Source organism: Cysteiniphilum sp. 19S12-1 (assembly GCF_052030685.1).
In the GTDB taxonomy this organism is placed as follows: Bacteria; Pseudomonadota; Gammaproteobacteria; order Francisellales; family Francisellaceae; genus Caedibacter.
This window is the reverse complement of record NZ_JBQAJM010000018.1, coordinates 16960-32387: the sequence shown is the minus strand read 5'-3', so window position 1 is coordinate 32387 and position 15428 is coordinate 16960. Positions and strand designations below refer to the sequence as shown.

At 40.3% G+C, this 15428-nt stretch carries 9 protein-coding genes; 2 read left to right on the top strand and 7 right to left on the bottom strand.

The annotated features are described in order from the left end of the window. Nucleotides 1-3: 3 nt before the first annotated feature. A complete protein-coding gene (locus ACTS4L_RS07230) occupies nt 4-1479 on the bottom strand; it encodes an FAD-dependent oxidoreductase (RefSeq protein WP_440615732.1) in 1476 nt (491 codons plus the stop codon). Then, nucleotides 1460-6013, bottom strand: coding sequence for a glutamate synthase large subunit (gene gltB, locus ACTS4L_RS07225; RefSeq protein WP_440651893.1), 4554 nt, complete (start codon nt 6011-6013; stop codon nt 1460-1462). The genes ACTS4L_RS07230 and gltB overlap by 20 nt, the downstream gene beginning before the upstream one ends. A gap of 310 nt (nt 6014-6323) precedes the next feature. Here gltB and ppc point away from each other — a divergent pair, with 310 nt between their 5' ends. Further along, nucleotides 6324-8957, top strand: a complete 2634-nt coding sequence (gene ppc, locus ACTS4L_RS07220; protein WP_440615730.1) for a phosphoenolpyruvate carboxylase — start codon at nt 6324-6326, stop codon at nt 8955-8957. A gap of 100 nt (nt 8958-9057) precedes the next feature. Continuing rightward, complete coding sequence (locus ACTS4L_RS07215) at nt 9058-10143, top strand: carbohydrate kinase family protein (protein WP_440615729.1); 1086 nt, start codon at nt 9058-9060, stop codon at nt 10141-10143. Nucleotides 10144-10153: 10 nt separating this feature from the next. On the opposite strand, the gene ACTS4L_RS07210 is transcribed toward ACTS4L_RS07215, so the two are convergent. The 5 genes from ACTS4L_RS07210 to ACTS4L_RS07190 form a co-directional block, all read right to left on the bottom strand. Beyond that, a complete protein-coding gene (locus ACTS4L_RS07210; protein ID WP_440615728.1) occupies nt 10154-11332 on the bottom strand; it encodes a type VI secretion system protein IglI family protein in 1179 nt (392 codons plus the stop codon). 23 nt (nt 11333-11355) lie between these two features. Next, nucleotides 11356-12000, bottom strand: coding sequence for a DotU family type IV/VI secretion system protein (locus ACTS4L_RS07205; protein WP_440615727.1), 645 nt, complete (start codon nt 11998-12000; stop codon nt 11356-11358). A 212-nt stretch (nt 12001-12212) separates the two neighbouring features. Next, nucleotides 12213-12968, bottom strand: coding sequence for a sulfite exporter TauE/SafE family protein (locus ACTS4L_RS07200; RefSeq protein ID WP_440615726.1), 756 nt, complete (start codon nt 12966-12968; stop codon nt 12213-12215). A 63-nt stretch (nt 12969-13031) separates the two neighbouring features. Further along, a complete protein-coding gene (locus ACTS4L_RS07195) occupies nt 13032-13520 on the bottom strand; it encodes a hypothetical protein (protein WP_440615725.1) in 489 nt (162 codons plus the stop codon). Nucleotides 13521-13727: 207 nt separating this feature from the next. Then, nucleotides 13728-15104: a leucyl aminopeptidase family protein gene (locus tag ACTS4L_RS07190; RefSeq protein WP_440651891.1), complete on the bottom strand. Its 1377-nt coding sequence runs from the start codon at nt 15102-15104 to the stop codon at nt 13728-13730. Nucleotides 15105-15428: the final 324 nt, after the last annotated feature.

Sequence of the window (15428 nt, the reverse complement as noted above, 5' to 3'; positions counted from 1 at the left end):
CAATCAAACACAATGACTTAGATACTCAATAATCCCTCTGGCTGCTGAGCGTCCTTCAAATATTGCTGTTACCACCAAATCTGAGCCACGGGTGATATCACCTCCTGCAAAGACCTTGTCGTTATGTGTTTGAAATGCAAAGCGCTTTTGTTTTTTCGCTTCAGTTACTCCAGTTACGTTCTTTGGCTTACTTTCTCGATGACCATTTATCGCAACATTTGTCTGAATTCTGCCATCTTCATCAGTTTGAACCTTATAACGATCTAACCAGTCGATTTGATGCGGTTGAAAGCCAAAGGCAATAACCACCGCATCAGTAGGAATAACAATCTCATCACTAGAGTCAATCTCCAAAATATTTCTTTGTGTGTGCGCATCAACGACAATTTTGGTTCTAGCAAAGCGTACTGCCTCAACGTGATCACTACCAATAATCTCAAGCGGTTGATAATGCCACAAGAACTTCACTCCCTCCTCTTTAGCTTTATAGACTTCACGTTTGGACCCAGGCATAGATGCTTCATTACGACGATAAGCACAATAGACACTCGAGGCTTGTTGCCTTACAGCAGTGCGAGCACAATCCATCGCCGTATCACCCCCGCCTAACACCAAGACCCGTTTGAAATAAAAATCATGATAGGCAGTCTGATCTATCAACCCCATCTGCTTGTGATTGTTATTCACCAGATAATCTAGCGCTTGATAGACGCCCTTTAAGTTCTCACCGGGAATATTTGCAGTCATGTTCTTATAACATCCTACAGCAATAAAAATAGCATCATACTGCTGATAAAGCACATCAAAACTAATGTCTTTACCCACTTCAATGTTCAGTTTAAACTCAACCCCCATATACTCTAAAATTTCTCGTCTTTTAACAACAACGTCTTTCTCAAGTTTAAACGATGGGATACCAAAGCTAAGTAACCCACCGATCTCAGGATGCTTATCATAAACAACGGCAGCAATGCCGTGTTGCGTCAGAATATCCGCACAGGCAAGACCCGCGGGACCTGCACCAATAATCGCCACCTTTTTGCCGGTTTTAGTAATATCTGCAATCTCAGGCTTCCAACCCATTGCTAAGGCAGTATCGGTAATATACTTTTCAATCGACCCAATACTGACTGCGCCAAAATCTTCATCCAAAGTGCAACTACCCTCACATAAGCGATCTTGTGGACAAACACGTCCACAAATCTCAGGCAAACTGTTGGTTTGGTGAGATAAAGTTGCCGCTTCCAAAATACGTCCCTCTTCAACGAGACTTAACCACTGTGGAATATAGTTCTGCACTGGACACTTAAATTGACAGTATGGTGTACCGCAATCTAAGCAACGACTGGCTTGAAGCTTTGCCTCATTCGCCGAATAATTGCCCTGAATCTCATCAAAATCTTCAACTCTCTCTGGCGCCCAACGCTCTTTTGGTGCTTTACGACTCAACTCTAGAAATTCAAAATTTTGCTGCGCCATATTCCCTCCTATTAAAAGCTGCTGTTAAGTCCTCTCGACTTTCTTGTCCTCTTTGACTTATTTGGTTTGTTTGGTTTGTTTGTTTTGTTTGACTTATCTGGTATTGCGTCACTAATACATCACAATTTTCAAATGTCGCTTCTGTCGCAACCATCCAGAAATAACGCAAATAACCATGAAAATCCGTCAAGATCTCTTTAGCAAGATCGCTACATGTTTTATCAAAATATGTTTGAATCAAACTGTACAAAAGCTCCTGATAATCTTGCATACGCTCTGACTGGATGCGGTAGAGTTTAATAAATTCATTGTTATAACGACTTGAAAAAGTATTATCGCGATCAAAAACAAAAGCAACACCCCCAGTCATCCCTGCACCAAAGTTAATACCCGTTTCACCTAACACGATGATGACACCACCGGTCATATACTCACAGCAATGATCCCCGGCTCCCTCAACAACAGCAATAGCACCTGAGTTTCTTACGGCAAAACGCTCACCTGCTTGCCCATAGGCAAATAATTTGCCACCTGTTGCCCCGTACAAACAAGTATTGCCAATAATCGGGCTTAATGCTGGCTCAAAAAGTGCTTCAGCTGGAGGGATAATGACAATTTCACCGCCTGCCATTGATTTGCCAACATAGTCATTTGCCTCACCGATAAGATGTAAATGCAAACCATTGATCCCAAATGCACCAAAGCTTTGTCCTGAAGTGCCCTTAAAATAAAGATTCAGTGGATTCTCTAAACCAGCATTACCATAAATCTTAGCGATAAAGCCACTGAGCATCGCACCGATGGCGCGATCGGTATTTCTGATCTCAAATTGATAATTGCCGCCATTTTGCGCCAAAATATCTGCCTTTGTTGTCGCTAAGATTGCATGCGCTAAAGGTGCACTATCAAACGGCTGATTTTTATCCCCTTGATAATAGTTAGCATAATCTGTCATTTCTTGATACACAATAGGCTGTAAATCCAAACCATATTGTGATTGCGCAGCTTCAACGATCTCTAACAAATCAACTCGCCCGATAAGGTCATTCAGCCTTTTAACGCCTAGCTTTGCAAGGCACTCACGCACATCAGTCGCTAAAAAAGTAAAAAAACATTTTAGCTTATCAACCGTGCCACGAAAATATTTATCTCGCAATAACTCATCTTGGGTGGCAACGCCTGTGGCACAATTATTCAAATGACAAATACGCAAATATTTACAGCCCAAAGCAATCATTGGTGCTGTACCAAAGGCAAAACTCTCAGCACCTAGAATGGCTGCCTTGACAATATCAAGACCTGTTTTTAAGCCGCCATCCACTTGTAGTTTGATCTTTCCACGCAAATTATTCTTCACCAAAGTTTGCTGCGTTTCAGCTAAACCAATCTCCCAAGGCGTTCCAGCATAAACAATTGAGCTTAATGGGGATGCACCTGTACCGCCATCATGCCCTGAAATCGTAATCATATCGGCATAGGCTTTAACAACACCGGCAGCGATGGTTCCAACGCCTGCCTCTGAAACCAGTTTGACAGAAATAAAGGCCTCAGGGTTTATTTGTTTCAAATCAAAAATAAGCTCCGCAAGATCTTCAATTGAGTAAATATCATGATGTGGCGGCGGTGATATCAAGGTAACACCAGGAACCGAGAAGCGCAGTTTAGCAATCAAGTCATTAACCTTTTTGCCAGGCAGCTGCCCGCCCTCGCCAGGCTTAGCACCCTGAGCAATTTTAATCTGAATCACTTCAGCATTGACTAAATATTCAGGCGTCACACCAAAACGCCCTGACGCAATTTGCTTTATCTTCGAGACTTTATTAGTGTGATAACGCTCTTTGGCCTCTCCACCCTCACCAGAATTGGATCGCCCACCCAGTTCATTCATCGCCATTGCCATTGCCTCATGCGCTTCAGGAGAAATTGCTCCTAGTGACATTCCCGCTGAATCAAAACACTGGTAAATTTCAGATAATGGCATTACTTCATCGATATCAATCGGTTTAACCTCACGATTGACCTTAATTGCCAAAAGATCACGTAGGCTTTGATAGCCACGGTTATTCACCAAATCACGATAATTTTGATAACTTTCAACATCATGGTTATTTATCGCCTTTTGCAAACTTAACACCACCTCAGGGTTAAAGGCATGATATTCGCCATTAAGTGTAAACTTATAGCGCCCTTTTGGCTTTGGCAAAGAAGCATTACAAATAAACGCCTCTTTCATCTGCATAACAAAACGCTGTTTGAGCGCATTAAAGTCAAGTCCAGATAAACGACTTGGCGTACCATAAAAACAACTTGTTACTACCTCATCAGCTAGTCCAATAATTTCAAACAACTGCGCCCCACGGTAACTGGTCATCGTTGATATGCCCATTTTTGACATAATTTTACGTAGTCCTTTATTGATACCAAGGCGGTAATTGCGTCGCGCCTGTGCCTTATCTTTTACCGCAATACCATTGCTATTCACCATATGATTAATCAATTGATATGATAAATAAGGATAAATCGCCGTGGCACCATATGCCAACAAACAGGCAAACTGATGTGGGTCGCGCGCTGTTGCCGTAACTACAATGATATTGGCTTCACAGCGCCGATTAAGCTTGCTCAACTGATGATGAATAAAGCCCGTCGCTAATAGTGCATGCACACTGTAGTTATTCTCTTTGATCCCACTATCATCAAGAATTAGCATAAAACATCCCTGATCTAATGCCTGAAGTACCTGTTGTTTAATATCATCAAGTGCTTCTGGTAGTGTTGTATGCTCTGGATAGTTTAATGAAATCACCAGACGGTTACTGGTGATCTTCATCAACTTAGCATGGGTCGATGGGGACAATATAGGGCTTTCTAACAGCACCCTTGTTGCAAGCTCTGGACTTGGTTTATGCAGATTCCCCAGTTTGCCGATAAATGTTTTTAATGACATCACAACACTTTCACGCAATGAGTCAATTGGCGGGTTTGTCACTTGTGCAAATTGCTGACGGAAAAAATCATACAATGGACGGTTATATTTGGATAATACTGCAATCGGCGTATCGTCACCCATCGAACCAATCGCTTCACTGGCATCCGTTGCCAGTGCTTTGATGACCACTTCTCTTTCTTCATAATGCACATCAAATGCATGTAGATAACGTGTCAAGACTTCAGATGAGTATTCTTCCTGATTAATTTGAGTTAAGCCACGCCGAATGGCAACTGAAGAGCTATTAAGCCATTGCTTATAAGGCAATTGATGTTTATGTTTATTATCAATAGTTTCAGCGCTTAAGAACGCACCTGATTCGGTATCAACAGCGATCATTTGTCCTGGTCGCACACGTCCCTTTTTAACAATCACCAATGAGTCATCATAAACACCCGCCTCAGAGGCAATCATAATATCACCCTTGATATTTTCATGCCAACGCGCAGGACGTAAACCATTTCTATCCAAGATACACAAGCCAAAACGTCCATCGGTAGCAACAAGTGCTGTTGGACCATCCCAAGCGCCCATATGCATGCCATAAAACTCATAAAAAGCACGTAAGTCAGCATCCATATCCTCTTGATTTTGCCACGCCGGTGGAATCATAATCCGCAATGTTTGCAGTAGCGACATCCCATTTAAGTGCAAGCACTCAACGACATGATCAACACTACAGGAGTCTGATACCTTATCATTGGTAATCGGTAAAATAATATCCTGATAGGCTTTGAGCTTATCCAAAAGACGTGAACCATTGGCATTTACCCAATTACGATTGCCTTTGATCGTATTGATCTCACCATTGTGTGCTAAATAGCGAAAAGGCTGCGCTAAACGCCATTGTGGTAAGGTATTGGTTGAAAAACGTTGATGGAAAATGCATAAGTCTGTTGTAAGCTTGAGATCAGCAAGATCAGGGTAAAATCGTGGTAAATTCTCAGGGGTTACAAGTCCTTTATAAACAATCGTGCGTGATGATAAACTCGGCAAATAAAAATAATCACAACCTTGATAAATCCGCTCAAGTTCACGACGAATTAAGTATAGCTTTTCTTCAAGGATCATGCTGCACATCTCACGCCCACAGCCAACAAACAACTGATAAATGTCAGGACAAATCGCTTTTGCTTGCTCACCAAGATAGCTTTTATCAATATTAACAAGTGCTAAACCTGAGAATATTAATCCATATTTTTTAACGATCTCTTCGACACTTTGACGTTGGCTATCGACTTTGTCTGGTGCAAAAAAGACAAGTCCCGTGCCCAGTTTATCTTGCCTTTTAAAACCATGACTTTCAGCCTTTGCCCAAAAGTAACCCGCGTCAATTTTAAATAAAACACCGCAACCATCTCCTGATAAGCCATCCGCGGATACCGCACCACGATGCTTCATATTGGAAAGTGCTTTGACCGCTGTACCAATAATGCGATGGCTTTTATTACCATATTTATTAACCAAAAGCCCAAATCCACAATTATCATGCTCAAATGTACTGGAATATAAACCACCAAATATTTGTTGCTGATCACTATGCATACTTCACCCTCCTCTTCTGACACGTTAGATCATTATAATTCGATATTCTTTTGCTCGCTCCGTTATCTTGATTTGCAGGCTGTTGAGATATTTATTAACCTTTTGACTTTAAACGCACGCTGCATCCAATCTGTGCCCAGTTCACATCATATCAAAACAATCTAAAGAATTACTTAAGACTATATCATTAGTTTTTTATTTTTAAAATAACAAATATTGCATTGTCTATAATTGCTAAAATTTGCATTTTACTTCAATAATTTATTGAGGAATAATAAGTATGCGCATTTTGCAATACAAAGGGGGACATATGTCGGAAACAAGGATCAAAAAAGCACCATATGCGAAAACAGTCAAAGAAGATATTGAGCTATTAGGCAATATTTTAGGAAAGGTCATAGAATGCCAAACGGGTGAATCTGGCTTGGCAATTGTTGAGAAGATCCGCCAAAGTGCGATTCATATTCAGACCAGTCAAGATAGTTCTTTTGAGCGTCTTTATCGTTATATTGAAAGCCTCGATGCCAAACAAAGCATTATTGTTGCACGTGCCTTTGGCCACTTTCTTAATCTAGTTAATATTGTTGAAAACGTCCATCGCATCGATATTGAAACACCGACAAATAGCTTAAATGAAATTATTGCTAACGCCACCCGCGTTGGTGTAAAGCCTACTGAAATTGAAGATATTATCCAAGAATTATCAATCACTTTGGTGTTAACAGCACATCCCACGGAAGTCAAACGTCGCACCAATGTCCAAAAATATAATCAAATCAGTGAGTTGATTAAATGGCGTAAAGAAGCCAAGACGACGTATGACAAAGTTGATATTGATCGAAAATTACACGTTATTATTACTAACTTATGGCTTACGGATGAAATTCGCCGCAAGCGACCAACACCCATTGAAGAAGCCAAATGGGGATGCGCTGTCGTAGAGGAAGCTTTTTGGCACAGTGTTCCCCAGTATTTTCGCCGGATTAATTGTGCACTGTTAGATAGTGGTCTGATACCTCTCACCCTTAATCAAACACCGCTTAAATTTGGCAGCTGGATGGGGGGTGATCGCGATGGCAATCCGTACGTCACTGCCAATATTACCGAGCAAGTCGTTATGCTCTATCGCTGGCGAGCAATGACCTTAATTTTAAATGACATCACCGACCTGATTCAAGAGCTGTCGATTAATGCCTGCAATTATGAACTTAGCACATTGGCAAACAATGAGCATGAACCCTATCGTGTGCTATTAAGGCAATTACGAAATCGCCTAAACTATACCATTGACTGGTATCAGCAACGCATTATTAAAAAGCGTTTTCGTTTAGACAGCGACTGTATTCAAAGTGTTGAAGAAATACTACAACCGCTTTATCTTATCTATGACAGCTTAACTCAAAACAATGCCGCGGCAATTGCGCAAGACAGCCTTGAGGATTTAATACGCAAAATTCATACCTTTGGCTTACATCTCGTGAAACTGGATATTCGTCAAGAATCTTCGCGTCATAGCGAGGTGATTGCACGCATTTATCAATATCTTGAGTTAGGGGATTATCAGCAATTAAATGAGTCACAAAAAATCACCTGGTTAATCAACGAGCTACAAAGTAAACGCCCATTATTTGATGATGATTGCCCCTTTAATGACGATGAACAAGAATTAATTGATACCTTCCAAACCATTGCCAAATTGCCACGTGATCAATTTGGCTCCTATGTCATCTCAATGGCATCACAACCATCCGATGTTTTAAGCGTTCTCTTGTTGCAAAAATCCTGCCACATTAAAGACCATCTACCCGTTGTGCCATTATTTGAAACATTAAATGACTTAAAGTGCAGTGCGCAAACTCTATCACAGTTATTTCAACTTAACTGGTACAAAGAGCATACCAAAGGCCATCAAGAAGTTATGATTGGCTACTCAGATTCTGCCAAAGACGCTGGAAAACTTGCCGCAAGCTGGCAACTTTATAAAGCTCAGCAACAAATGCTTGACATAGGCAAAGCGCATGATATCAAACTATGCTTTTTCCATGGGCGCGGTGGCTCGGTTGGTCGCGGTGGCGGACCGATTCAATCAGCTCTATTATCACTACCACCGCATACCGTCAATGGCTGGATCAAGGTCACAGAACAAGGTGAGGTCATTCATAAAAAATTTGGCTCCAAAGAAAATGCCTTAGAAAACTTTATTCTATATACCAACTCTGTTTTAGAAGCCACTTTAACTCCTCCGATGGAAGCAAGTGATGACTGGCAAATATTAATGAATCAAATGAGTGATCAGTCAGCCTCAGACTATCGCCACGTAGTGCATGATGAGGCCTTTATGGCATATTTCACACAGGCAACACCTGCTAGCGCACTTGGTAAACTGTGCATTGGCAGTCGCCCTGCTAAGCGCAAACCATCAGCACGCTTAGAGAGCTTAAGAGCGATCCCTTATATTTTTGCTTGGACGCAAACTCGATTGATTTTACCTAGCTGGCTTGGTATGGAATCAGCCTTACACTCAGCATTAGCTACAGATAACGTATTGATCAAAGAGATGTTAAAGAACTGGCCATTTTTCAAAAACTTGATTGACCTTTTAGATATGACACTATTAAAAACCTCACCAGAGATTGCTCAATTTTATGATGACAGTCTATCTTTAGATTTACAACGCTATGGTCAAGATTTACGCTCGAAACTAAACACCATGATTAAGGTTAATACGCAGATCAATACACTAACTGATGATGCTCACGCCTCATCTAAATACTCAGCAATCCACTATCGAAAACCGTATATTGACCCTTTGAATTTGTTACAGGCATCTACCCTACACAAATTAGCGAAAGGTGACCTAGGTGCTGAAGATAAAGATATCTATCAAGATGTACTGATGCTATCGATTTCCGGCATTGCTGCGGGCATGAAAAACACGGGATAGTCTCAATTAAAAGTCGTTTCAACGCCATTACATTCATGACACCTGCTAAAAATTAAGGCACAATATCTATCATTAATTTTTTATTGGAGTAAGCCCGCATATGAAAGCTCTAACCATCGGTGGTGCAACATTAGATACAATTATCGAATATGAGCAAATGGAAACCATGGAAATCCAAAAACCGCACACCAAGCAATCCTATTTATTACTTGAGGAAGGCGCCAAAATAGAAGTCACTGACCAGAAATGCTTTAGTGGTGGAGGGGCAACTAATGCCGCTGTTTCCTTGCAAAAACTTGGCTTTAACGTGCGTTTTTTTGGCAAAGTAGGTAAAGATAATATCGGTAAGTCATTATTGCAAGAGCTAAAATCGCAAGGCGTGGACACCTCGATTGTGCGCTACTCTGATCACTATGGTACGGCAACCTCTTATGTCGTGCCATCGCTTAAGGGTGATCGTACAATATTTGCTTATCGAGGCGCTAATCGCGACTTATTAACCGAAGACTTACCGATTGCTGCGATTGAAGAAGCTGATTTTGTCTATGTCACATCGCTTAGCAAAGCCTCTGCCGCGCAGCTGCCGCAAATCGTCAAATTCGCCAAAGTATGTAATACCAAAGTTGCCATTAATCCTGGCTATAGCCAACTTGAAGTTGGTAGTAGCTTTATTTTAGAGGCCTTAAGCGGCATTGATATCTTAATCATGAATTATCAAGAAGCACAAAAGCTCATGAGCTCTTTATTAAGCTGCGAAGATAACCCAACGGATGAAACCGCAATGGATCATCACCAAAACCTGCTACAAGCACAACCTGTTTATCAAGATAGTTTTTTCTCACTAAAAGCTTTCTTTCAAAAAGCATTGAATCTTGGACCACGCATCGTTGTCGTGACTGATGGCAGCGAAGGGGTTTATGTTGCCACCGAGAAAAAAATGTACTTTCATCCCGCACTTAAAATTGATAATGTTGTCAACACACTAGGTGCAGGAGATGCTTTTGGTTCAAGCTTTTGTGGTGCGATATACGCTGGTGAAAATGTGCGTACTGCGATTTGCTATGGCCTGATCAATAGCGCATCAGTGATTCAATATCACGATGCTAAAACAGGGCTTTTAGATCAAGAAACCATTACAACTAAAATTGCCGATGTCCCCGATACCTTAAGTATTGTTGAGTGGTAAGCTTTCTTCTTTATTCTTTCGATAGGCCTGCTTGATCCCAAACGCCTTCAATTTCCTCCAACAAATGATCGATTTCATTCTCGTCAATGAGTGACTCTTCTTGATCAGCAACAATGTCTTCTTTAAAGCGAATATCTTCACTTTCTGATAACATACTGACATCCTCCATCAACTTACGCCCTTCATTTTGCATAGGTTCGGCATAATCTCCTTGATGAAATTGCTCATCATGATAATTATTCTCTGCCATATTGGGTAACTCACGTAAAAAACGCATCGGATCACTTTGATAGAGTTTCTTGGCAATATGCCATTCCAATGAATTAGAGTTCTGCTCAATATGCTTGTAAATTGTTCGCGCATTAGGTGCTAGATTTTTGTATAGCGGGAAAAAAAGCCCAGGAAAATAATCTTTTGGATCAAAATGTGTCAGCTCTTTTTGCATATCTTCATACACAATTGCGGCCTCGAAAAAGCGTTTTGCATTGATCATGCTTTGTAAAATCAGTACTTTTTTGACAAATTTATACCATTTGACTGAGGCAAACTCATCAATATAGCGATTTTTAGCTTCTTTTGGTGGGACTTGTTTTGTGACAGGTTCACTTGCCTGATCAACGTCAGTCGTTAACGATTCCTGTTGTTGTTCTTTATCAAGCAGCCGCTTAATAGCAAACTTAAGCTCTTTGATGGTTTTATTCGTTGTTAATATCGACTTACGTGAGTCTAACTTCAATTCTATTGAAGTTAAGCTTTTCACGGTATCTAATAATAATTCATAAGACTCAATCAACGCATCGACATCAAAGACTTTAACCTGTTTGATTTCAGCGGTTATTTTCATATCTAGCATTTGCACAAAGATATCAATGCCACTGAGTAAAGTAGTATCAAAACGCTCTAAAGGAGATAAGCGTCCTGATAGTATATTTAGCTGCTGATCGTAAGACTTAATACTTGTATTAATATCTGCCAAAGACTTTGCGCTCAAAAACAAATCCGCGGCATACCCCATAAAAAGAATATAGACATCTATACTTTTGGTTTCTTCAACATATTGGCTAATTGCATCGATAACCGCTTCATATTTTCCTTCTTGATATTGATGGACAATGCCACTCATCAACATCGGATTTAAGCGTTTAAGTTGGACAATATCTTCAATCTCGCTTAAGAATGCTAACTGCATATCTACCCTCCTTGTTTTCCTTGTTACGCAAAAAAGTAAATGCCAAGCGGCACCAGAATACATATCGCAATGACGCTCCAGACAACATTCTGCGCTTTACGACTATTGGGCATCTGTTGACGTGAAGTTGTTGTGGCAACAGCTTCTTCGTTTATATTCGCATTTTGATTAAAGTCCTTTAATATCGATTTGACGCGTGAAATATACTGGTGACGCTCGGCATGATTTGGGTTTTGATAATATTTCCCTAAAAAATTATCTTGCAATACCATAAGAAGCACTTCATAGCTGATCTTGGGGTATATTTTATTTGATAGTACTTCATCCAACACATCAAAAACAAACTCACCGCCATCAGTGCGCCCATAAAATTCAGCTTGTAAGGTATCCCAATGGCAAGGCAACTCACGTTCAGTAATCAATAACATAAATTTCTCATCAACATTCGCAATAATCGGGAAAAGGATAAACTCGGCAATTTTACCACTGTAGTCGGTGTTCAGCTGATTTTGCATCGCTAATAATTGTGCCCGAATTTTCTCACGAAATTTGAGAACCTCTTGATCAGTTGTTTTACCCGCATTATTAAGCATAAGCGTTTTTTTAAAATCACTTGCTAAATAGACTAAATCGCTTAACTGCGATAATAATTGAAGTTCACTTTGCATTGTTTCAACCTTCCTTTATCTTTTTATTAGCACGTTTGTTTCATTGATCAAATCATATAAAACCTGTCGTACTGATTCCTTTTCACAGTCTAGCCTTCGCTACTTTGTAACAAAATCATGCGATCACTTATCGCTATGTATACAGCAAGATACTACCATAGCAAACAAATATGTCTAGCCACTAAGAAGCAAAATATTTGGGTTTATACGGATTAAAAAAATAACAACTTAATCATCAGTCCCAAAAGCACTAACATAACAATCTTCTTAAGCCACTTAACATTTGCCTTAAGCACAAATTGCGCACCCAACAAGTACCCCATCATTGCCGCAGGCAAGGCGATCATCACAATGTGCCAGTCAATATTGCCCGTCCATAAAAAATACATCAAAGCGCCAAAGTTCGCCGATAAATTAACAATTTTGGCATTAGTCACTGACTCTTTGGCTGACATCGACAAAATATACATAAACCCCAAGAACAAAAAGGTTCCGGTTCCCGGACCAAAAAAGCCATCATAGGCACCGACAACAAAACACACCAAACTCAAATATAGGTAGAACTTTGGCGTCAACGTGTAGTTACTTTGCGATCGGTAGTTTTTAAACCCGCCAATAAGTAAAATCGTCGGAATAATAATCAGTAACAAGGTTGTCATCAGCTGGTAACTCACCAGATGACTAATCAGTTTGGCACCCAGTAAAGAGCCGATAAATGCCAGTACAACGCCTAAGATAATCGTACGCCAATAAACCTTTACCGAACACAACAAACGAATAACCGCGGAAAGTGTGCCCATCGACATCATCATCTTATTGGTACCCAACACCAAATGCGGCGGCACGCCAACACTTAAGTATGTTGGGATGGTGATCATGCCGCCACCTCCGGCAATACAATCAACAAAGCCTGCAAAAAAAATCATTACAAAAACAAAAGCACCGGATAAAAACGAGATGTGCTCCATACCAATCACTTCATACCAACCAATCGTTAGAAACTATAATGTACTGGTTATTTGAAAGAGTTCCTAACTATTTTTGTGATTAACTGGGAAAAACCCGTGCGTGTATATTTTTTGAACTTCTTGCAGACTTAAAAATGATTGCAACAACATCACAAGTTGATCAAATTCCTCGGAGATTTTAGCATAGGTTTTCTGATAAGAGGATTTCAATATTCGATAATAATAAGCAAGCTCTAGGCTCGCTGTTTTACCAATATCGCTAAAATAAGATGGTGACAAACCTAACTTTTGTGCACGCTTTGGATACCATCCAGCATAGATTAAAGAGCAATCTAGTACTTTTTCAAGCTCATCGGTATTTTTATGTGAGATGCCAGTTAATAGGCTTTGTGCAAAAGTTATGTCTTTAAGCTCAGTATATTTTACATTTCTGAGTAGTGCATAAACAACAAAAGCCTCAACCTCGACATCAAGCTCAATGCCGACGACTTTTTGCGCTTCATCAATCAGATCATAAAATGCTTCAATCATCGTATTTGCAGTCACTACCATAAGTTTTCCTCATTGAGTTATCCTGCAATAAGTATAGTCGGCTTTTTAGGCTATGTAACAATGTATAAATAAGTTGCATCAGCTAGTACCTCGCCCCTTGTGGGAGAGGTCGTGCAGCTTAGGCTGTACGGGTGAGGGGGGGTAATTAAAACGCAACTTATTCTTGATTCATTACTATGGTATTTTATCAAGGTGATTTGGTGATCGTCATACCCCTAAGTGTGTTTTAAGCATCTCATATGCTGCACGAATCCCCATGGCCTCGCCGCCAATCATTCGTCCTGGCATATTCGAGATATTCCATGCCATTAAATCAAAATGAAGCCATGGCGTATTATGCTCAATAAAGCTTTGTAAAAATAATGCTGCACTAATGCTGCCAGCATATGGTACAGAAGCTGAGTTTTTAATATCTGCAACCTGACTATCAAGGAGTTTTCGATAAGAAGCGTATAACGGCATACGCCACACTGGATCTTGTACCCTCTCTGCCGCAAGCGTGAGCTTATGTGCCCAATCCTCATCATTGGCAAAAAACGCTGAAATCTCAGTACCAACCGCAATGCGTGCGGCTCCCGTTAATGTCGCAAAATCGATTACAAGTTTTGGTTTCTCACGCGTTGCTTCAGTTAAAATATCAGCTAATACAATCCGCCCTTCAGCATCAGTATTGGTCACCTCAATGGTTGTGCCATTATACATTTTAATCACATCACTTGGGCGATAGGCATTCCCTGAAATCGCATTCTCAACCGCTGAAATAAGCACTGTTAAGCGCACTGGCAACTGTGTGTCCATAATCAAACGTGCTAATCCCAAGACTTGTGCTGATCCGCCCATATCTTTATGCATCAACAGCATGCCACTAGCCGGTTTAATATCTAAACCACCCGTATCAAAAACCACACCCTTACCAACAAGCACGATATGCGGGTGCGCTTGATTACCCCAATCTAGGCGAATGCGTCTTGGTGCTCTGGCACTGGCACGTCCCACCGCATGAATACCGCGATAGCCTTTTGCTAATAGATCATCACCCACAATTTCTGAAAAAGTAGCCGAGAATGTTTGTGCTAGCTTTTGTGTTTGTCGTGCAATCTCTTCAGGACCCATATCTGCAGCGGGTGTATTGATCATATCGCGGACTAGATAAATCGCGCGTAAGGTTTTCTCAACCTTTGCAAATTTTTTGGGTAAATACAATTTAATGGTGTTAGTCTTTTTATCTGACTTATACGTTAAGAACTGATAACAGCCCAAGCCAAATGCCAAATAGAAAAGTTCGGAATCGACAATATCAAAAGGGTCGGCAACCTGATAATCACCATGCGGCAATGACTGGCATAAGCTCGCCATTGACCACATGTCTTTAACATCGACAACGACTAATGCTGCGGATAACTCACCATTACTATTAAAAAATAAAGCACTCTTACCAGAGATGGCTTTAAAGCTTTGTGCTTTAAGCGTATTTTGCCTTGATTGCGCTTGCTGCTCTAACCAACTCTGGTATTGATCAACAGGGACAACGATTAATTCTACTGCTTCTTTTTTGATTGTTTTGTAAAAACATGAAAATGCCATAATAACCTCACAACAACTTAATTGGTGGAAGTATATTAAAGGATTAACAAGGATTTGAAAGCCTCACCTGCAAAATATACTACTGACTAATCATTGGTGCGCTTAATTTACGAGGGGGATATGAGATATGAGGTGTTACGAGCAATGACTTATTTTCTCAAACTGATGGGAAACGCATAAAAAATACATATTAAATAAATAATTCTACAAACTTAAAACATATCAACTAGATAAAATATCATTCAACATAAGATGATCATCATCACAATGAAATAACTAAAAAGGGGAGAATGCAATCCATTTCGCTGAATTACTGCAAGAGGT